The sequence below is a fragment of the Paraburkholderia aromaticivorans genome (assembly GCF_012689525.1).
GTDB classification, from domain to species: Bacteria; Pseudomonadota; Gammaproteobacteria; order Burkholderiales; family Burkholderiaceae; genus Paraburkholderia; species Paraburkholderia aromaticivorans_A.
Window position 1 is genome coordinate 2,667,194 of the sequence record NZ_CP051515.1, and the last position, 17,501, is coordinate 2,684,694.

The following is a 17,501-nucleotide window of genomic DNA, read 5'->3' on the forward strand; positions in this document are numbered from 1 at the left end:
GCTGCATCCATGCAAACCCTGGGATTTTTGTTCGCCAGGCGGCGAAGTTGGCGAAACAGAAGGCTTAAGCTATCGTCACGCCTTTAGCGCGTCGCGCGGCGGATTCAAGCGCGGCGCGGGTCCGCAGTTCCTCGAACGCATCTTTCAAGGCCCATGAGCAAAGCCCTGCCGCCGTCTTCCGCCGTTCCCGTCAGCGCCGACCCGGCCCCGGACAAACCGGGCGACTCCTATGTGCAGTCGTTCGCGCGCGGCCTCGCGGTGATCCGCGCGTTCGACGCCACGCGCCCGGAACAGACGCTGACCGACGTCGCCGCCGCTACCGGCCTCACGCGCGCCGGCGCACGCCGCATTTTGCTGACCCTGCAGACGCTCGGCTATGTGGAGGCCGAAGGGCGCCTGTTCCGCCTCACGCCGAAGATCCTCGACCTCGGCTTCGCGTATCTGACCTCCATGCCGTTCTGGAACCTCGCCGAGCCGGTGATGGAACAACTCTCCGCGCAGGTTCACGAGAGCGTCTCGGCGGCCGTGCTCGATCGCACCGAGATCGTCTACGTGCTGCGCGTGCCGACCCACAAGATCATGACGATCAACCTGTCGATCGGCAGCCGCTTGCCGGCCTATTGCACGTCGATGGGCCGCGTGCTGCTGGCCTCGCTCGACGACGAAACGCTCGAGGCGACGCTGAGTTCCGCGCCGCTCTACGCGCACACGCCGCGCACGGTCACCGACAAGGAAGAGTTGAAGAAGCTGATCGCGCAGGTGCGCCGCCAGGGCTGGGCAATCGTCGATCAGGAACTGGAAGGCGGTTTGATTTCGCTGTCCGCGCCGATCCGCAATCGCCAGGGACGCGTGATCGCCGCGATGAACATCAGCGGCAATGCGCAGCGCAATTCGGGAAAACAGATGGTGAAGGCGTTTCTGGAGCCGCTGCAGCACGCCGCGCAAACCGTCTCGGAGATGGTGGCACGGCGCGGGTAATCTCGAAGGCGGGCACCGCGCCATGACGGCGCCCCGTTCGATCCATCAATTGATCGGCTTGTCCGCCGTTTCCTTCAGCATCGAGACCGCGATCAACGACACCACGACGCACGCCGCCACATAACCGGCCGGCGCGAGCTTGCTGCCGGTCAGCTTGATCAGCCACGTGGCGACGAGCTGCGCGGTCCCGCCGAACACGCACACGCTCAACGCATACGCGATCGAAATGCCAGTGGCGCGCACGCGCCGCGGAAACGACTCGCACATCAAGGCGAATTCCGACGCCGAGCCCATCGAATAAAACAGCAGCATCAGCGCGGTCAGCGACATGATGACGGGCAACTGCGGAAAACGGTTGATCAGCATGAAGGCCGGAAACAGCAGCAGCACCAGCACGCCGCGTCCGAACAGGATCGGCCGCTTGCGGCTGCCGATGCGATCCGACAGCATGCCGAACAGCGGGCACGTGATCAGCATCACGAAGCCCGAGGCGACGCCCACCAGCATCGACAGCGACATCGGCAGGCCGAGCGTGTGGATCGCGTAGGTCGGCATGTAGAAGGTCAGGATGTAGGTCGAGACCGTGCCGCCCATTACCGTCAGCGTGATCAGGATGAGCGGGCGCAAATGCGCGGTGAAGAGTTCGTGCAGCACGCCGCGCTCGATCGCATGGCCATGCGCGCTGACCGCGTCGTCGGCCAGACGGCGGCGCAGGTACATGCCGACCGGCGCAATCAACACGCCGACCAGGAACGGAATGCGCCAGCCCCAGCTTTCCAGCGAGTCTTTCGGCAACGCGCCGGACAGCGCCGCCGCGAGACCCGAGCCCATCAGCGCCGCGCCGCCCTGCGTGGCCAGTTGCCAGCTCGCGCGAAAACCGCGCCGCGTACCGCCGCCCTGTTCGAGCAGCGTGGACGTCGCCGCGCCGAACTCGCCGCCTTGCGAGAAGCCTTGCACGAGACGCGCCAGCACGATCAGCAAAGGCGCGGCGAGACCGATTTGCGCATAGGTCGGCGCAATCGCGATCAGGCCGGTGCTCACCGCCATCAGCATGATGGTCAGGTTGAGCGCGGCTTTGCGGCCCTTGCGGTCCGCGTACACGCCGAGCATGACGCTGCCGAGCGGCCGCGTGATGAAGCCAGCCGCGAAGGTCGCCACCGACAGCAGCAACGACGTGGTCGGATCCGCCGACGGAAAATACAGCTTGCCGATGATCACGGCAAAAAAGCCGTACACGGTGAAGTCGAAGAACTCGAGCCAGTTGCCGATCACCGCGGCGGCGATCGCGCCGCGGCTGGCGGGCCGGCTCGCCTCGACGGCGTGGCTCGCATGGGTCGTGGTACTCATCGCGTGGTCTTCCTCGTCGTTATGGTTATGCGTCCCGCTGATTCAGGCGCGGCTCGCCGCGCCGGATCACTGGCCCAGATAGCGCTCCACCAGCCGCGTCCAGAACGCCGCGCCGACCGGCAGATTGCGGTCGTTGAAGTCGTAGTGCGGGTTGTGCACCATGCAGCCGTCTTCACCCGCACCGTTGCCGATCCGCAGGAACGTGCCCGGCCGCTTCTGCAGCATGAAGGCGAAGTCTTCGCTGCCCATCAGGATGTCGGTCTGCGCGACCACCTTGTCGTCGCCGACCAGTTCGCGCGCCACTTCCACCGCGAAATCCGTTTCGGCATCCGAATTGACCACCACCGGATAGCCTTCGATGTACTCCACCACCGCCTTGCCGCCATAACTCGCGGCCTGGCTTTCGGCGAGTTCGGTAATACGCTTCTTCAACAGCGCGCGCACTTCGGGGCTGAACGAACGCACGCTCAACTCCAGCTTCGCGCTGCTCGAAATCACGTTGTTCGCGGTGCCCGCATGCATCGAGCCGACCGTCACCACCGCCGGTTGCGACGGATCGACGTTACGCGCGACGATCGTCTGCAACGCCATCACGATGCTCGCCGCCACCACGACCGGATCGACCGTCAGATGCGGACGCGCCGCGTGGCCGCCGACCCCTTCGATCGTGATGATCGCCTTGTCGCCCGCCGACATGAACGGCCCTTTGCGGAACAGCAGCACGCCCGGTTCTGCACCGGGATGGTTGTGCACGCCGAACACGGCGTCGCAGGAAAAGCGCTCGAACAGGCCGTCGTTGATCATCTTCAGCGCGCCGCTGTCGACGCCGCTCTCCTCGGCCGGCTGGAAGTACAGATGCACCGTGCCCGAAAAGTTGCGGGTGGCCGCGAGGCGTTGCGCGGCGCCGAGCAGCATCGTCGTATGGCCGTCGTGGCCGCATGCATGCATCTTGCCGTGCGTACCACTCGCATACGGCAGACCGGTTTGCTCGATGATCGGCAGCGCGTCCATATCGGCGCGAATGCCGATGCTGCGCTTGCCGTCGCCCACTTTCAGCGTGCCTACCACGCCCGTCTGGCCGACGCCGCGCGTGACCTGCCAGCCCCATTCTTCGAGCTTCTCGGCAACCAGCGCGCTCGTCTGATGTTCCTCGTAGGCGAGTTCCGGGTGGTGGTGAATGTGATGGCGAATCTCGCGCAGGCTCTCGGCGGCAGGCGCCAGGTCGGACACTTCGGTAAAACGCGCGGCTTCGCTCATCTCAAGGGCTCCATGGATTCATGGCCGCATCAAAACGCGGCAAACAGGCGAGCACTATAGCCACGCCGTTTTGTTCGAATAAGATGCTGTTTTTTTCACCCCGATTAACAACCGTTATATACGGGATTACCCCAATGAAACCGCAGCAGTTGCAAGCGTTCGTCGCCGCCGCCCATCACCGCAGTCTGCGCGCCGCCGCGCGCGAGCTCGGCGTGACGCAACCGGCCGTCACGCATACGATCCGCGAGCTCGAAAGCGCGCTGAATGCCGAGTTGATGGTGCGCAGCGTGCGCGGCATCGAATTGACGGCATGCGGGCTCGCGCTGCTGCCGCGCGCCGAGCAGTTGCTCGGCGACATGCGGCGCACGGTCGAAGCCGTCGAACAGGTGAAGGGAGAACTGGCCGGCAGGGTGAGCGTGGGGACCATGCCGTCGATCGCGCTCACGGCGCTGCCGCATGCGGTCTCGAAGTTCCGCCGCGCGATGCCGCGGGTCAATCTGCATCTGGAAGAAGTGACGATCCCGGACGCGGTCGCGCGTTTGCGCAACGGCGCGCTGGATATCGCGGCGATCCATCACGTGCAGGCGCTCGACAGCGATCTGGTGCAGGCGCCGCTCTACTCGACGCAGTTCGTCGTCGCCATGCGCGCCGGGCATCCGCTTGCCAATGTGACGCGCCTGCATGAGTTGCTCGACGCGGAGTGGATCGTGACCGTGGGCGCCGATCATTTCCCGCACAGCGTGATGATGGCGATGTTCGACGCGCACGGTTTGCCGGTGCCGAAGCGTCTGCTGAGCGCGCCGTCGTCGTTCGCGGTGACGCTCGGGCTGGTGTCGCAAACCGATGTGATCGGCTGCTTCACGCGGCCGCTTGCGCAGATGGTCGCGCCGCTCGGCATCCGCGTCGCGCAGATCGAAGAGGCGCTGCCGAACTACGATCTCAGCATCATTTCACGGCGCGGCCTGCTGCCGACGCCGGCCGTGCTGCAGTTCGTGTCGTGCTTGCAGGATGCGACACGCGAGCGGATGGCGGCGGCCGGATAGTACGGCTTACTGAACGTCGGCTTCCGCCTTTAAAAACGCAATCAACTCATGCCCCGCGTCGTCGAGCGCGCCGGAATTATCGATCGTGGTACAGCGCACGCCGTCCGGCAACGAGAACGGCGCGCGGCGCGCGAGCCGCGCCGCCACCTGTTCCGCCGACTCGCGTGCCCGCGCGCCGAGCCGGGCTTCGAGAATATGCGGCGCGGCGTCCACGTGCACCACTTCCGTGTGCGGATAATGCGCCAGCACGTGTTGCAAATGCTGGCGCGAGCCGTTGACGACCACCGTGCAACCGCGCGCGAGCCACGCATCGATTTCGATACCGATGCCATAGCGCAGCGAGTGGCTCGACCACTCGAGCGCGAACAGGCCGAGCACGGAACGCGCCGCGAACTCTTCGACGCTCAACGCCACATGCGCCTCGCCATTGCCGCTCGGCCGCGTGATATAGCGATGCGCGAACAGAATCGGCTCGCCCATCAAGTGCTTGCGTGCGAACTCCAGCAACGAATCCTTGCCCGCGCCGGACGGTCCCATTACATAAATCAAACGACCTGTCATTGTTATTTCACCTCGTCGGTCCGGAACGGCACACGTTGCCACAACACGAACGGCTCGCCCGGCGCCGGTTCGACGAAGAGCGCGGCCTGGTCGACAAGCAGCGGCCCGAGCGCGGGCGTTCGAGCTTGCCACCATGCGACCAGCGTGGCGCGCTCCCGCACATCGGCGAGCGAACTGGAGAGCGTCATGTGAAAACGGAATTCGTCGAACACGTAGGGATAACCCCATTCGATCAGCAACGCGCGTTGCCGTTCGCTCAACGAAGCCGCCAAACGGCGCGCCAGATCAGCGGCGGACTGGCGCGCGCGCAAGGCATCGAGCGTTTGCAACGCGCTCGTGGCCACGCCGCGGATGTTGGCTTCGCCTTGCGCATCGGCCGGCCGCAATGCAACGAAATCGCCGAGCGTCGCGGCTTCCACTGGCAACGCGAATGCGCTTTGCGTCCGCGCCCATTCACGTGTGGCTTGCAATAGGTGTGCCTGGGTCACGCCGTCGGCGAGTCGAAACGGCGCGACCAGTGTGCCGTGCCAACCGTAGCGGCGCGGCGCTTCGGTCAACTCGAAGAGTGGACGTGTCAGATCCGAAGGTTGCGGCGCTTCGCACTGCTCGCCGCTTTCCGCATCGCGCGCGAGCCAAGCCGACCCGGCCTGCCACCACGCCGATTCACGCGACGGCACGTAATACACGGCAAAACGAGCCTCGGGGCTCCATTCCACGCCGCTCATAGGTCGTGCTCCACCAGCAGTTGCACGCGGTCCGCTGCGAAGTGCGTGAAGCCGTATTTGACCGGCGTGCCTTGCAGATCGACATCGACGTTTTCGACCCACAGCACCGGTTGCTGACGGTTGATATTCAGGCGCCGCGCCACCTCAGGTTCGGGCAGCACGCTGCCGATGCGGCTCCACTTGCGCAGATAGTCGTTCACGCCGAATTCCGCCATGGCCTTGGTGATGCCGCCGGTGCGCTCCAGCACCGCCGGCAGGTCCGCGAAACGCGCCGCCGGATACCAGTTGCGCGCGAACGTGAGCGGCACGCCGTCGGACTCATGCAGCGATTCGATCCGGTAGACCGACGCGCCGGCCCGCAGGCTCAGCGCCTTCGCGACGCTCGGCTCGGCCTTCACGCGCGCGGCCGACAGCATCGTGCCCGCCGCCGCGTGATGCTGCTGGCGCAAGTTTTCTGTAAAGCGTGTGCGACGGCCAATCGTATAGTCGATCGCGCCCGGTTGCACGAAGGTGCCGCGCCCCTGCTCGACGCTGACGAGGCCCAGCGCTGCAAGACCCAGCATGGCCCGGCGCACGGTATGCCGGTTCACGTCGAAGCGTTTGGCCAGTTCGCCCTCGCTCGGCAGGCGCCCTTCTTCGCCGAAACCGCTGGCGGCGATTTCCGCCGCCAGAATCTGCTCGATCTGCCGCCACACGGCAACGCCCGCGCCGCGTTCGAGCATCGTGCCCGGCGTCGCGTTGTCGTTCGATGTCATGGTGCTGTCATTCCCTTGGGTTCAAATATTCGCTATGACGTGCATTGTAGTGCGCAAGCCGTGATGGAAATATGAAACGGCCGTCATGCGCTACACGGCTCGACAAGCATACCCCTAAACGTCTAGACGTTTAGATGAATAGATGGTCAAATGTTGACTCGCTGGATCAACAGGAAATTCGATGAGTGCCACTTCCGCCTCGCCTTCCTCCGCTCCGCCGCCGGCTGTCCGGCGCGCCTGGATGGCCGTTCTGGCCCGCACGCCGCGCGCCGATCTCGAAGCCGCGCTCGAACGCGCGCTGCAGGACATCCCTACTCCAAAGTATGACTGGCTGCGGCCGCCCGAGATCGGCCTCGCGATGGTGCGCGGGCGCGTCGGCGGCAGCGGCGATCCGTTCAATCTCGGCGAAGCCACGGTAACGCGCGCCACCTTGCGTCTGCGCGCGCCGGGCGACGCGGCCGCGGCTGTCGGCGTGGCGTGCCATCTTGGCCGCGACCGCCGGCGCGCCGAACTGGCTGCGCTGGCAGACGCGCTCCTGCAAATGCCGGAGCATCACGCCGTCTTGCACAAGCAACTGATCGAGCCGTTTGCCGCGCAACTGGCCGCGAAACGCGCCGGGCGGCAACAGGACGCCGCGGCCACGCGCGTCGAATTCTTCACGATGGTCCGGGGCGACTGATGGAAAACTCACAGATTGCATTGTCCACCGCGTTGTCCACCGCGTTGTCCACCTTAGCGCCGGGTTTTGCGGACCCCGTGCACGATACGCAGGCCGTGTTTCGCACTTTGCTCGACGCGCTGTCGCGGCCAGGCACGGTCGGCGTGGTCGAGAACGCGCTGCCCGAAGTGCGGGCCACGCGCGCCGAGTTCGCCGCCTTCGCCGCGCTGCTCGCACTCTGCGATTACGCGACGCCCGTGTGGCTCGCGCAAGCCGATACGGCCTTGGGCTCGGCATTGCGCTTTCATACCGGCGCGCCGCTCGTCGACGAACCGGGACAAGCCGCGTTTGCCTATATCCACGACGCCGGCACGTTGCCGCCGCTGGAAAGCTTCGCGCTCGGCGCGGCGGAATCGCCCGAGCAATCGGTCACGCTGCTGATCCGCGTCGAGGCGCTGACGGGTGGCGCTCCGATCGTGCTGAGCGGCCCCGGCATCCAGCACACGGCCACGATTGCGCCGGTCGGCCTGCCCGCGCATTTCTGGCGCGAACGTGCCGTCCTTGCGCCGCTCTTTCCTTGCGGTGTCGATTGTTATCTCGTCTGCGGCGCGCGCCTGATCGGCCTGCCACGCACAACTCATGCGAAGGTGAACTGATGTACGTTGCCGTCAAGGGTGGAGAACGCGCGATCGAAGCGTCGTGGCGTCTGCTCGACAAGGCACGCCGCGGCGATACGCGGCTGGCCGAACTCAGCGTCGCGCAGATTCGCGAACAATTGCGCCTCGCGGTGGCGCGCGTGATGACCGAAGGCTCGGTCTACGATGAAGAACTCGCCGCGCTCGCCATCAAGCAGGCTGCCGGCGATCTGGTCGAGGCGATCTTCCTGCTGCGCGCGTATCGCACCACGCTGCCGCGCTTCGGCTACACGCGGCCGATCGATACCGAAGCGATGCAAACAGAGCGTCGCATTTCGGCAACCTTCAAGGACGTGCCCGGCGGGCAGTTGCTCGGCGCGACTTACGATTACACGCAACGTCTGCTGGATTTCGCGTTGCTCGCCGAAGGCGATGCGGCTGTTAGCGTAGCGTCGTCGCCGTCAAGTCAAGCCGCCGCAGTGGAAACAGAAGCGATGCCGCGCGTCGTCAGCCTGCTCGACAAGGAAGGGTTGATCGAACAGGAACGCCCCACGCCGAATGCACCGGAACCCGGCGACCTGTCGCGCGAGCCGCTCGCCTTTCCCGCGAGTCGCGCTACACGCCTGCAAAATCTCGCGCGCGGCGACGAAGGCTTTCTGCTTGCGATGGGTTACGCGACGCAGCGGGGCTATGCGCATTCGCATCCGTTCGCGGGCGAGATCCGCTTCGGCACGATCGCTGTGGAAATGGAACTCGACGAGTTGGGCGAGGCGGTCGAAATCGGCGACATCGACATTACCGAATGCCAGATGGTCAACCAGTTCGCCGGCAGCGGCGAGGTGCCGCCGACGTTCACGCAAGGCTACGGTCTCGCGTTCGGCCACTCCGAGCGCAAGGCCATGGCGATGGCGCTCGTCGACCGCGCATTACGCGCCGAAGAACTCGGCGAAACGCTTGCCTCGCCGACTCAGGATATCGAATTCATGCTCTCGCATAGCGATAGCGTGGAAGCGTCCGGTTTCGTGCAGCATCTGAAGCTGCCGCATTACGTCGACTTTCAATCGGAACTGGAACTCGTGCGGCGTTTGCGCGCGCAACACGCCATGCAGAGTCAGGATCAACCCAACGGTCAGCAGGAGCAGGCAGCATGAACGCGCCCGACACATCTCTCGCCACCGCGTCCACCGCGTCATACGACAGCGCCGCCGACGGCTACAACTTCGCGTACCTCGACGAACAGACCAAGCGCATGCTGCGCCGCGCCCTGCTCAAGGCGGTGGCCGTGCCGGGTTACCAGGTGCCGTTCGCCTCGCGTGAAATGCCGCTGCCGTTCGGCTGGGGCACCGGCGGCATTCAGGTCACCGCGGCGATCATCGGCAAACAGGACACGCTGAAGGTGATCGATCAGGGCTCCGACGAAACCACCAACGCGGTCAACATCCGCCGCTTCTTCGCGCGCACGACCGGCGTGGCGACCACGCGCCGCACGGTCGACGCGACGATCATCCAGACGCGTCACCGCATTCCCGAAGCGCCACTCACCGACAAGCAGATTCTCGTCTATCAAGTGCCGATGCCCGAGCCGCTCTATCGCCTCGAACCGCGTGTCGCCGAATGCAAGAAGCTGCATGCGCTCGCCGATTACGGTTTGATCAGCGTGAAGCTCTACGAGGACATCGTGCATCACGGCAGCATCGCGACCACCTACGACTATCCGGTGATCGTCAATCACCGCTACCTCGCTTCGCCCTCGCCGATTCCGAAGTTCGACAATCCGAAGATGCATATGAACCCCGCGCTGCAATTGTTCGGCGCCGGCCGCGAACGGCGCATTCACGCGATTCCGCCGTATACGCCGGTGCGCAGCCTCGACTTCGACGATCATCCGTTCGAGGTGCAGAAGTGGCAGCACGCCTGCGCGCTGTGCGGATCGACGGAAAGTTTTCTCGACGAAATGATCGTCGACGACGCCGGCAAACGCATGTTCGTCTGCTCCGATAGCGACTACTGCCACGAACGACGCGGCGACGCGGATCTCGATCTACCGGCGCGCAAAGCACGCGAAGGAGAGTCCGCATGACGCCGCTCCTGAGCGCCCGCTCGCTCACCAAACAATACGGCGGCCGCAACGGCTGCAGGAACGTCAGCTTCGATCTGTATCCGGGCGAAGTGCTGTGCATTGTCGGTGAATCCGGCTCGGGCAAGACCACGCTGCTGAACACGCTCGCGCTCAAAAACGAAGCCGATAGCGGCTCGCTTCACTACACGGCCACGCACGGCGACAAGCTCGATCTGCTCGCGTTGTCCGAACCGCGCCGCCGTTTGCTGATGCGCACCGAGTGGGGCTTCGTCCAGCAAAATCCGCGCGACGGACTGCGCAGCGGCGTCTCGGCCGGCGCGAATATCGGCGAGCCGTTGATGGCCGTCGGCGCGCGTCACTACGGCGATATCCGCTACGCGGCCACGCAATGGATGGAGCGCGTGGAACTCGACGCTTCGCGCATCGACGAATTTCCGGCGGCGTTTTCAGGCGGCATGCAGCAGCGTTTGCAGATCGCGCGCAATCTCGTCACCGGTCCGCGGCTCGTCTTCATGGACGAACCCACCGCCGGCCTCGACGTGTCGGTGCAGGCGCGTCTGCTCGATCTGCTGCGCACGCTGACGTCCACGCTGCATCTGTCGGTGCTGATCGTCACGCACGATATCGGCGTCGCGCGTTTGCTCGCGCATCGGCTGATGGTCATGCAAGGCGGCGAAGTCGTCGAAGCGGGCCTGACGGATCAGGTGCTCGACGATCCGCAGCACCCGTACACGCAAACGCTGGTTTCCTCGGTTCTGCCGGTTTGAGGCTCACAATGCGATCCATTGAAACAAGCAGTGAAGCGCGCGCCGGCGAGCGCGCATTCATCGACAACGCGGCGCTGATGCTGCGCGCGGTCGGCATCGGCAAGACCTTTACTTTGCATGGCCAGGGTGGCGTGCGGATCGAAGCGCTGGCGGGCGTCTCGCTCGAAGTCGAGCGCGGCGAGTGCGTGGTGCTGGTCGGGCCGTCGGGCGCGGGCAAGAGCACGCTGCTGCGTTGCCTGTACGGCAATTATCTGGCGAGCAGCGGCTCGATTGCGATTCGCGATGCAGCGAACGACGGCCAGCCGGTGTCAATTACCGGTGCCGAGCCGCACGATGTGTTGCGCCTGCGCCGCGGCGTGGTCGGTTATGTGAGCCAGTTCTTGCGCGTGATTCCGCGCGTGCCGACACTCACGCTCGTCGCCGAACCGCTGCTTTCACGCGGCGTGCCGGAAGACGAAGCGCGCTCGCGCGCCGCCGCGCTGCTGGCCCGATTGAACGTGCCGGAGCGGCTCTGGTCGCTCGCGCCCGCTACGTTCTCGGGCGGCGAACAGCAGCGCGTGAATATCGCGCGCGGCTTGATCGCCGAGCATCCGCTGCTGTTGCTCGACGAACCGACGGCCTCGCTCGACGCGGAAAACCGCGACGTGGTCGCCGATCTGATCGTCGAGGCGCGCGAGCGCGGCGCGGCGATCGTCGGCATCTTTCACGACGAAGATACGCGCAACAAGGTCGCCACGCGCCGCCTGAAACTGCAGCCGCCGCTGCGTCACTGACATTCACGAAACGGCACTACACTGACGCATGCGGCGTCGATGCAAAAACACCCACACAGCCACACTCAAGTCTGACTGACTACGGAGCAAGTCGATGTTGATCAGGAACGCTCGCATCGTGACGCGAGACGAAGTATTCACCGGCGTGCTACGCGTCGAAGACGGCGTGATTCGCGACGTCGAGCGCGGCACGACGAGCGCGCGCGAAGCCGAAGATTGGGACGGCGACTATTTGTTGCCCGGCCTGATCGAACTGCACACGGACAATCTGGAGAAGCATCTCGCGCCGCGTCCCGGCGTGCAATGGAATACCGATGCCGCCTTCGTGATCCACGACGCGCAAGTGGCCGCGGCCGGCATCACCACCGTGTTCGATGCGCTCGCCATCGGCTCACGCACGAACGTGGGACTGCGGGGCCGCGATCTGCAGACGCAATGCGCCGCATCGCTCACACGGTTTTCCGAGCGCAAGCTGCTGCGCGCCGAACACTTCCTGCATCTGCGCTGCGAAATCGCCACCGCCGACGTCGTGGAAGTGTTCGACTCGCTGTGCGCGCATCCGCTGCTGCGGCTCGCCTCGGTAATGGATCACACGCCGGGTCAGCGTCAGTGGCACGACCGCGAGCAATGGCGCCGCTTCCAGGAACGCAACGGCAAGCTGAGCGACGAACACGTCGAGACCGCGCTGGCGGAACTGTCGGTCGAGCAGGCGCGTTACGCCGATGCGCACCGCCGCGAGATCGTCGCGCGCTGCAATCGCCTCGGCATTCCGGTAGCGAGCCACGACGACACGCTGATCGAGCACGTCGAACAGGCCAAGCAGGAAGGCATCGTGCTCGCCGAATTCCCGACCACCCGCATCGCCGCCGAGGCGGCGCGCGAGCACGGCATTTCGACCATCATGGGCGCGCCGAACATCGTGCGCGGCGGCTCGCATTCGGGCAACGTGTCGGCGCTCGAACTGGCGAAAGCCGACTTGCTCGATATCCTGTCGTCGGATTACGTGCCGTCGAGCCTGATGACCGCTGTGTTCGAACTGGTCGACAAAGCCGGCTGGACCTTGCCGCGCGCGATGGCAACGGTCTCCGCCGAACCGGCGCGCACCGCCGGTTTGCACGATCGCGGCGCGATCGAAGCGGGTTTGCGCGCGGACTTCGTGCGCGTGACGATGCTCGACAAGTTGCCGGTGCCGCGCGCGACGTATCGCGGCGGGGCACGGATCGTTTGAAGTTTGCAAAAAGCCCTTGTTTCAGGGGTCTTTCGCTGTTCACCCGGCGTGTGCCGGGCGTGTGCCGCACGCCCCGCAAACGGCTTCAGGGCGTGGACGGCAACTGCCCCCACGCCACCAGCACCTTCTGAATTCCACGCGCATAGGCATCGCGCTGTTTCGGCGTTTCCGAGTGGTAAGCGCCGATCGCGCGCCACGTATTGCCGTGCTTGACCATCTTCTGTTTCAGCAGCCAGGCCGCCACGTACACGTTCACGCACGGATCGATCAGCGCGCGATGCGGCACGCCTTCGCGCGCGAGGTCGTCGAAGTGAATCGAGTTGATCTGCAACTGGCCGACGTCGATCGAACCGTTGACGTTTTGCCGTATCGCGCTCACGTCACCCTTCGATTCGTACCACGCCAGCGCTCGCAGCACCCACGGGTTGACGCCTTGATAAGCCGCGGCTTCGTTGAAGCAGTCGTCGGCCGCTTGCGCGACGCCGCACACCGACAGGCAGGCGAGCGCAGTCAGGAGGATCTTCAAGGACATGCTGCATCCTTCCGCTTGTTAGCGATAAAGAGGCGAGCGCCGTGGCGCCGGCCGGATTACTTCGCCAACGCCAGTTCGATCTGGCGTTGCACGGAGTCGAGATAGGCATGCGAGGCGTCGGACACGACGATGCGCACGACCGGCGTCGGCGGACTTCTGCGCTCTTGCGTCTGCGCCGCCACGTGTTGCTTCTTGCGATGCGTAGCCGGCTTGAGCGGCAAGTCGTCGTCGCCCGCGGCTGGCGGCGGGAGCATCGCGAGCGACGGCAACGGCGGATAAACCTTGTCCGCCGCCGGGGGAAACGCGCCGGCGGATTGCAGGTCGGCGCCCGGCTGGCCGGCGAAGGCCGGCCCGCTCAGGAGCATGGCCAGCGCCAGCAAAATGATTCGAACCGTCACGGTGCCCTCCTTCACTGAACCGTCCTGATGGACACGCTATACGGCTGACCCAATCCGGCGGTGCGGTTCTCGAAGTTCACGCGCGCCGTGCGCTGTGCGGGCACGCCCTTCCAAACAGCCTGGTTCAGGTACGCAAAGTCCTGCCCCAACGCGGTCACGAGCACGACCGTGGACTGCGGCTGCGCGGCGGCCAGCGCGCCCGCCTTGGCGAGCACGGCGGCGAGTTGCGGATCGCGCGCACCGAGCGCATCGGGCGGAATGTCGAAGCTGATCACCTCGTTCGGCGCCTTGTCCGGATGGGCCGCAGTCGGCGGAGGCATCTGCGCGCATCCGGCGAACGCGAAAACGGCAGCCAATAACCCTACCTGTCGCTTCACGGAAGTCTCCCGTCAAATTCGTTGCTATATCGGAGTTTTCGGCAGGCTCGCGGCAAAGTTGATATGGCGGAAACGCTTCGTTGAAAATCAAAAAGAGTTGCCTCAAGATCGGCGCAAACGATTGCTTCGACGCTCGGCGAAGCGGAGATCGAGGCAAAGTTGCCTCGCGGTTTTGGCGGGAAGAGAGAAGCAGGCGGTGAAGATAGAAAGTAGTTAGAAAGGATGCGGAAAGCTGAGAGCAAAGTCCCTTGCCCTCAGCGAGCGATGCAGACGGCCACAGCGATGCCCGTCAGAATCGCCGCCAATTCAGGCCAGCAGCCTGCGCGCTCAGTCAGATCACGCCGTCGGCTCGGCCTCGTGCCCTTCCGTTGCGCCAACGCCTGCCTGCGCATGCGCCTGCTCGAACTGTTCGCGGCGGCGCATGTCGAGCACATCGTGGTAGCGCATATAGGCGCAGCGTCCGCCGGATTTGGCCGCGTACATCGCGGCGTCCGCATTGAGCAGCAGTTCCTCGGCCGTGCCGCTGTCACCCGGGAACTGGCTGATGCCGATGCTCGCGCCCACCGTCATGCCTTGCCCGTCCACCTGGAGTTCCTCGTTCAACGCCGCCATGATGCGCGAGGCAATGGCGGGCGCCGCCTCCGCAGAACGCGGCCCCTCGATCAACACGATGAACTCGTCGCCGCCCAGACGCGCCACCACATCAGCGGAACAGAGCACCTGCTTCAGGCGGCGCGCCACCGCGACAAGCACCTTGTCGCCGACGGCATGGCCGAACTGATCGTTGATCTGCTTGAAGCGATCCAGGTCGACGAACAGCACGGCCAGCCCTTCCTCACGCCGCGTCGCTTCGTCGATCGAGTTCTCGAGCTTCTCCATGAACAGCACGCGGTTCGGCAGTCCGGTCAGCACGTCGTGCGTGGCAAGGTGCACGAGTTCGCGTTGCTTGGCGTGCAGCACGTCCATCTGCGATTTGATTTCGCGGCGCAGCCGGTCGAAGCAGCGCGCCAGCACGCCGATCTCGTCGGTGCGTTTGAGCGGCAGCGTTTCCATGGCGTGCTCGGCGAACAGATGCGTCGCCGCGTACGCGAGAATATGCAGCGGCTTGGTCAGCGCGCGCGCGAACAGAACGGCAAGGAACAGCGCCAGCACGCTGAAAATCAGCACCATGCGCACGATCCGGTTGCCAAGCAGATTCGCGCCGGACAAGACGTCTTCGAGCGGCTTGGCGAGACCGAGCACGATGAAGCGGTTGCCCTCCAGATCGCCGAACGGCCTGCGCACGAAAGCGAGCACCTGGCCGGCAGCCTGGCGTGGCCGCGCGAGGCCGTTGACCAGTGCCTCGCTTTGCGTCTGTTCGAAAAGCGGCTTGGTGACGGAGAAACTGTCCTGCATCAGCACGCGCCGGCCGCGATCGAAACCAAAGGTTTTCGAGGCATCCGGATTGACGAGGAAATCGCCCCACTCGTTAGCCAGATAGACCTGATAGTCGCTCGGCAAATCGCTTTGCAGCCGCTTGAACAAACCGGCCAGATCGATGTCGATCACGATCACGCCCACCACCGCGCCATTGCCGTTCGTCACCGGCGTGCCGAGCCGCAAGGTCGGCTTGCCCTCCGCGGCATGCGAGCCGTATTCATGGTTGACCGAGATCGGCGAGGTGTAGATGCGGCCCGGCGAAAACGCCAGCGTGTCGAACACATACGCGAACTGGCCTTTCTCCTGCAGTTTGTTCCCTTCGACGCGCACGAGGCCGTCGGCGTCGCGGTCGAAGCGAACCAGTTCGAGTCCATAGTGCTGACGCGAAATCAGACGGACTTGCAGGTATTCAGGGTGATGCACCATGAAACTGGAATACACCTGCGCCAGCCGTTCGCGCGCCGCGTTCGGGCCGGCACCGTCGTCGGTCTGCGCGACCTCCGCCGTGGACGGCATGCTCGCGAGCACGAGCGCGTCGGCGGCGACATCGTCGATCGAGGTGGAAAAGCGCTGGCCGAGCAATTCCGTCGACGTGAGCAGGCTGCGCTCGGCTTCGTTCACGAGCATCGTGCGATTGGCGTGATACGCGTAATAGCCGGTCGCGCCGGACGCGAGCACGCCGATGCACGCAAGCAGCACGGATAGTTTGAAGGTCAGCCCTGGTCGTATCATCAAAAACGCTCCGACCGGTCCCCGGACACGATTCTGGCCCACAGGTCCTCGCGCCGCTGAATATCTTCCACCGGGCCGATCCACACGATGCGCGCGTTATTGCTGTTTTCCGCGGGCGCCGTCAACGTGTTGGCGAGTCCCTGGCGTTGCGTCAGCAACGCGCTGACGCCCGGTTCGAGCATGTAGTTGATCCACGCGAGCGCCAGCGGCTGGTCGGCCGCCGCGCGCGTCATCGACCAGCAATCCAGCCACGCGAGCGCACCTTCGTCGGGAATCACGTAGCCGACGTCGGCGCCCGCGCGGCGCAGCAATTCGACCTGCTGGGTGCCGTAATTGCCGAACATCAGCGCGACCTTATGCTGGATGAAAAACGCGGTCGCCTCCTCGGGCAACGTGTAATAGGTCAACAGATTGCGGCGCAGATCGACCAGCTTGTGAGCAATCGCGCGCATTTGCGCGGCATCGAGCTGAAAAGGATGGGGATAGCCCAGCGCCAGCGCCGTGAACGAGAAATTGTGCTGCGCGCTGTTGAAGTCGAGCACCTTGCCGCGGTAGCGCGGATTCCACAATTCGCGCATCGAGCGCGGCGCCACGGCGACCTGCTTGCGGTCGTAGATCAGGCCCATCGACGAATACGTAAACGGAATCGCATACGCCTTGCCGCCCGACGTGAGGCCGCCAATCGAGGCGAGCGCCTGAAAGCGCGCCAATTGTCGTTTGGTATTCGGCACGTTGGCGAGATCGAGCGGCGCCAGCAGATTCGCCTGCGTGTAGCGCTGGATTTCCGCGGTATTGGCGGCGAGCACGTCGAAAGGCGGCGTGTTTTTGGCGTGCATCTGGGCCCACAGCGCCTCGTCGGAATCGACCAGCGTTACTTCCACTTTGGCTTTGTAGCGCGCCTCGAAATTCTTGACGACGTCGGCGTCCGCGTAGCCGGGCCAGGCCAGCACGCGCAGAATCTTTTCGTCGGCTTTAACCGGCGACGCCGAAAAAAAACCCAGGCAGATATCCGTGCCGATCAGAAGTGTTAAAAATCCCGGCCAAACGCCGCGACATGACAAACGTGCGCGCGCCAGGGCGGCAGCGATTCGTGAATGGAAGAATCGTCTACAAAAGCGCTTTGCATCTGCCGTCAACATCATGTGCATAACCGACACCGTTTAGCAGAAGGCCTTTCTGACGAGCGCAAACACGCGGACTCGATCCGCGGACGGGTTGCCCGGTGACTTTCTTCAG

The 17,501-nt window shown here is 64.7% G+C and carries 19 protein-coding genes; 9 read left to right on the plus strand and 10 right to left on the minus strand.

Annotation, left to right across the window (positions count from 1 at the left end):
• The first annotated feature begins 153 nt into the window (after positions 1–153).
• A complete protein-coding gene (locus HF916_RS23775; protein WP_168791237.1) occupies positions 154–978 on the plus strand; it encodes an IclR family transcriptional regulator in 825 nt (274 codons plus the stop codon).
• 45 nt (positions 979–1,023) lie between these two features.
• Here HF916_RS23775 and HF916_RS23780 read toward each other — a convergent pair whose 3' ends face one another.
• Together HF916_RS23780 and HF916_RS23785 are read right to left on the minus strand one after the other, a co-directional pair.
• Positions 1,024–2,325 (minus strand): MFS transporter, encoded by a 1,302-nt coding sequence (locus tag HF916_RS23780; protein ID WP_168791238.1) that lies wholly within the window; start codon positions 2,323–2,325, stop codon positions 1,024–1,026.
• A 66-nt stretch (positions 2,326–2,391) separates the two neighbouring features.
• Positions 2,392–3,582 carry a M20 aminoacylase family protein gene (locus HF916_RS23785; protein ID WP_168791239.1) on the minus strand — a complete coding sequence of 397 codons (1,191 nt, stop codon included), beginning with the start codon at positions 3,580–3,582 and terminating at the stop codon, positions 2,392–2,394.
• A gap of 134 nt (positions 3,583–3,716) precedes the next feature.
• On the opposite strand from HF916_RS23785, the gene HF916_RS23790 reads away from it, so the two are divergent.
• Positions 3,717–4,625, plus strand: a complete 909-nt coding sequence (locus HF916_RS23790; protein WP_168791240.1) for a LysR family transcriptional regulator — start codon at positions 3,717–3,719, stop codon at positions 4,623–4,625.
• Positions 4,626–4,631: 6 nt separating this feature from the next.
• On the opposite strand, the gene phnN is transcribed toward HF916_RS23790, so the two are convergent.
• The 3 genes from phnN to phnF are packed head-to-tail and all read right to left on the minus strand — an operon-like array spanning position 4,632 to position 6,666.
• Entirely contained in the window at positions 4,632–5,186 is a 555-nt protein-coding gene (gene phnN / locus HF916_RS23795; protein ID WP_168791241.1) for a phosphonate metabolism protein/1,5-bisphosphokinase (PRPP-forming) PhnN, read from the minus strand.
• Between the two features lie 2 nt (positions 5,187–5,188).
• Entirely contained in the window at positions 5,189–5,911 is a 723-nt protein-coding gene (locus tag HF916_RS23800) for a DUF1045 domain-containing protein (RefSeq protein WP_168791242.1), read from the minus strand.
• Entirely contained in the window at positions 5,908–6,666 is a 759-nt protein-coding gene (gene phnF, locus HF916_RS23805) for a phosphonate metabolism transcriptional regulator PhnF (RefSeq protein WP_168791243.1), read from the minus strand. The genes HF916_RS23800 and phnF overlap by 4 nt, the downstream gene beginning before the upstream one ends.
• 181 nt (positions 6,667–6,847) lie before the next feature.
• Here phnF and phnG point away from each other — a divergent pair, with 181 nt between their 5' ends.
• From phnG to HF916_RS23840, 7 genes are all read left to right on the plus strand, one after another.
• The gene (phnG, locus tag HF916_RS23810) at positions 6,848–7,345 is read left to right on the plus strand and encodes a phosphonate C-P lyase system protein PhnG (RefSeq protein ID WP_168791244.1); all 498 of its coding nucleotides are present in this window, start codon (positions 6,848–6,850) and stop codon (positions 7,343–7,345) included.
• A complete protein-coding gene (phnH, locus tag HF916_RS23815; RefSeq protein ID WP_168791245.1) occupies positions 7,345–7,980 on the plus strand; it encodes a phosphonate C-P lyase system protein PhnH in 636 nt (211 codons plus the stop codon). The genes phnG and phnH overlap by 1 nt, the downstream gene beginning before the upstream one ends.
• Positions 7,980–9,110 (plus strand): carbon-phosphorus lyase complex subunit PhnI, encoded by a 1,131-nt coding sequence (locus HF916_RS23820; protein WP_168791246.1) that lies wholly within the window; start codon positions 7,980–7,982, stop codon positions 9,108–9,110. The genes phnH and HF916_RS23820 overlap by 1 nt, the downstream gene beginning before the upstream one ends.
• Complete coding sequence (locus HF916_RS23825) at positions 9,107–10,039, plus strand: alpha-D-ribose 1-methylphosphonate 5-phosphate C-P-lyase PhnJ (protein ID WP_168791247.1); 933 nt, start codon at positions 9,107–9,109, stop codon at positions 10,037–10,039. The genes HF916_RS23820 and HF916_RS23825 overlap by 4 nt, the downstream gene beginning before the upstream one ends.
• A complete protein-coding gene (gene phnK, locus HF916_RS23830) occupies positions 10,036–10,806 on the plus strand; it encodes a phosphonate C-P lyase system protein PhnK (RefSeq protein WP_168791248.1) in 771 nt (256 codons plus the stop codon). The genes HF916_RS23825 and phnK overlap by 4 nt, the downstream gene beginning before the upstream one ends.
• An 8-nt stretch (positions 10,807–10,814) precedes the next feature.
• Positions 10,815–11,579: a phosphonate C-P lyase system protein PhnL gene (phnL, locus tag HF916_RS23835; protein ID WP_168791249.1), complete on the plus strand. Its 765-nt coding sequence runs from the start codon at positions 10,815–10,817 to the stop codon at positions 11,577–11,579.
• 94 nt (positions 11,580–11,673) lie between these two features.
• Complete coding sequence (locus tag HF916_RS23840) at positions 11,674–12,807, plus strand: alpha-D-ribose 1-methylphosphonate 5-triphosphate diphosphatase (RefSeq protein ID WP_168791250.1); 1,134 nt, start codon at positions 11,674–11,676, stop codon at positions 12,805–12,807.
• A gap of 85 nt (positions 12,808–12,892) precedes the next feature.
• Here HF916_RS23840 and HF916_RS23845 read toward each other — a convergent pair whose 3' ends face one another.
• The 5 genes from HF916_RS23845 to HF916_RS23865 form a co-directional block, all read right to left on the minus strand.
• A complete protein-coding gene (locus tag HF916_RS23845; RefSeq protein ID WP_168791251.1) occupies positions 12,893–13,339 on the minus strand; it encodes a lytic transglycosylase domain-containing protein in 447 nt (148 codons plus the stop codon).
• Between the two features lie 56 nt (positions 13,340–13,395).
• Positions 13,396–13,737 (minus strand): hypothetical protein, encoded by a 342-nt coding sequence (locus HF916_RS23850; protein ID WP_240975484.1) that lies wholly within the window; start codon positions 13,735–13,737, stop codon positions 13,396–13,398.
• A gap of 11 nt (positions 13,738–13,748) precedes the next feature.
• Positions 13,749–14,057, minus strand: a complete 309-nt coding sequence (locus HF916_RS23855; RefSeq protein ID WP_206001846.1) for a hypothetical protein — start codon at positions 14,055–14,057, stop codon at positions 13,749–13,751.
• Between the two features lie 393 nt (positions 14,058–14,450).
• The gene (locus tag HF916_RS23860) at positions 14,451–16,265 is read right to left on the minus strand and encodes a sensor domain-containing diguanylate cyclase (protein ID WP_168792128.1); all 1,815 of its coding nucleotides are present in this window, start codon (positions 16,263–16,265) and stop codon (positions 14,451–14,453) included.
• Positions 16,265–17,413 carry an extracellular solute-binding protein gene (locus tag HF916_RS23865; protein ID WP_168791253.1) on the minus strand — a complete coding sequence of 383 codons (1,149 nt, stop codon included), beginning with the start codon at positions 17,411–17,413 and terminating at the stop codon, positions 16,265–16,267. The genes HF916_RS23860 and HF916_RS23865 overlap by 1 nt, the downstream gene beginning before the upstream one ends.
• Positions 17,414–17,501 lie beyond the last annotated feature (88 nt).

What these genes read in the sequence shown, in the direction of transcription:
- HF916_RS23775 (WP_168791237.1), top strand. Translation starts at nt 154, where the DNA reads ATGAGCAAAGCCCTGCCGCCGTCTTCCGCCGTTCCCGTCAGCGCCGAC.
- HF916_RS23780 (WP_168791238.1), bottom strand. Translation starts at nt 2,325, where the DNA reads ATGAGTACCACGACCCATGCGAGCCACGCCGTCGAGGCGAGCCGGCCC.
- HF916_RS23785 (WP_168791239.1), bottom strand. Translation starts at nt 3,582, where the DNA reads ATGAGCGAAGCCGCGCGTTTTACCGAAGTGTCCGACCTGGCGCCTGCC.
- HF916_RS23790 (WP_168791240.1), top strand. Translation starts at nt 3,717, where the DNA reads ATGAAACCGCAGCAGTTGCAAGCGTTCGTCGCCGCCGCCCATCACCGC.
- phnN (WP_168791241.1), bottom strand. Translation starts at nt 5,186, where the DNA reads ATGACAGGTCGTTTGATTTATGTAATGGGACCGTCCGGCGCGGGCAAG.
- HF916_RS23800 (WP_168791242.1), bottom strand. Translation starts at nt 5,911, where the DNA reads ATGAGCGGCGTGGAATGGAGCCCCGAGGCTCGTTTTGCCGTGTATTAC.
- phnF (WP_168791243.1), bottom strand. Translation starts at nt 6,666, where the DNA reads ATGACATCGAACGACAACGCGACGCCGGGCACGATGCTCGAACGCGGC.
- phnG (WP_168791244.1), top strand. Translation starts at nt 6,848, where the DNA reads ATGAGTGCCACTTCCGCCTCGCCTTCCTCCGCTCCGCCGCCGGCTGTC.
- phnH (WP_168791245.1), top strand. Translation starts at nt 7,345, where the DNA reads ATGGAAAACTCACAGATTGCATTGTCCACCGCGTTGTCCACCGCGTTG.
- HF916_RS23820 (WP_168791246.1), top strand. Translation starts at nt 7,980, where the DNA reads ATGTACGTTGCCGTCAAGGGTGGAGAACGCGCGATCGAAGCGTCGTGG.
- HF916_RS23825 (WP_168791247.1), top strand. Translation starts at nt 9,107, where the DNA reads ATGAACGCGCCCGACACATCTCTCGCCACCGCGTCCACCGCGTCATAC.
- phnK (WP_168791248.1), top strand. Translation starts at nt 10,036, where the DNA reads ATGACGCCGCTCCTGAGCGCCCGCTCGCTCACCAAACAATACGGCGGC.
- phnL (WP_168791249.1), top strand. Translation starts at nt 10,815, where the DNA reads ATGCGATCCATTGAAACAAGCAGTGAAGCGCGCGCCGGCGAGCGCGCA.
- HF916_RS23840 (WP_168791250.1), top strand. Translation starts at nt 11,674, where the DNA reads ATGTTGATCAGGAACGCTCGCATCGTGACGCGAGACGAAGTATTCACC.
- HF916_RS23845 (WP_168791251.1), bottom strand. Translation starts at nt 13,339, where the DNA reads ATGTCCTTGAAGATCCTCCTGACTGCGCTCGCCTGCCTGTCGGTGTGC.
- HF916_RS23855 (WP_206001846.1), bottom strand. Translation starts at nt 14,057, where the DNA reads ATGCCTCCGCCGACTGCGGCCCATCCGGACAAGGCGCCGAACGAGGTG.
- HF916_RS23860 (WP_168792128.1), bottom strand. Translation starts at nt 16,265, where the DNA reads ATGATACGACCAGGGCTGACCTTCAAACTATCCGTGCTGCTTGCGTGC.
- HF916_RS23865 (WP_168791253.1), bottom strand. Translation starts at nt 17,413, where the DNA reads ATGCACATGATGTTGACGGCAGATGCAAAGCGCTTTTGTAGACGATTC.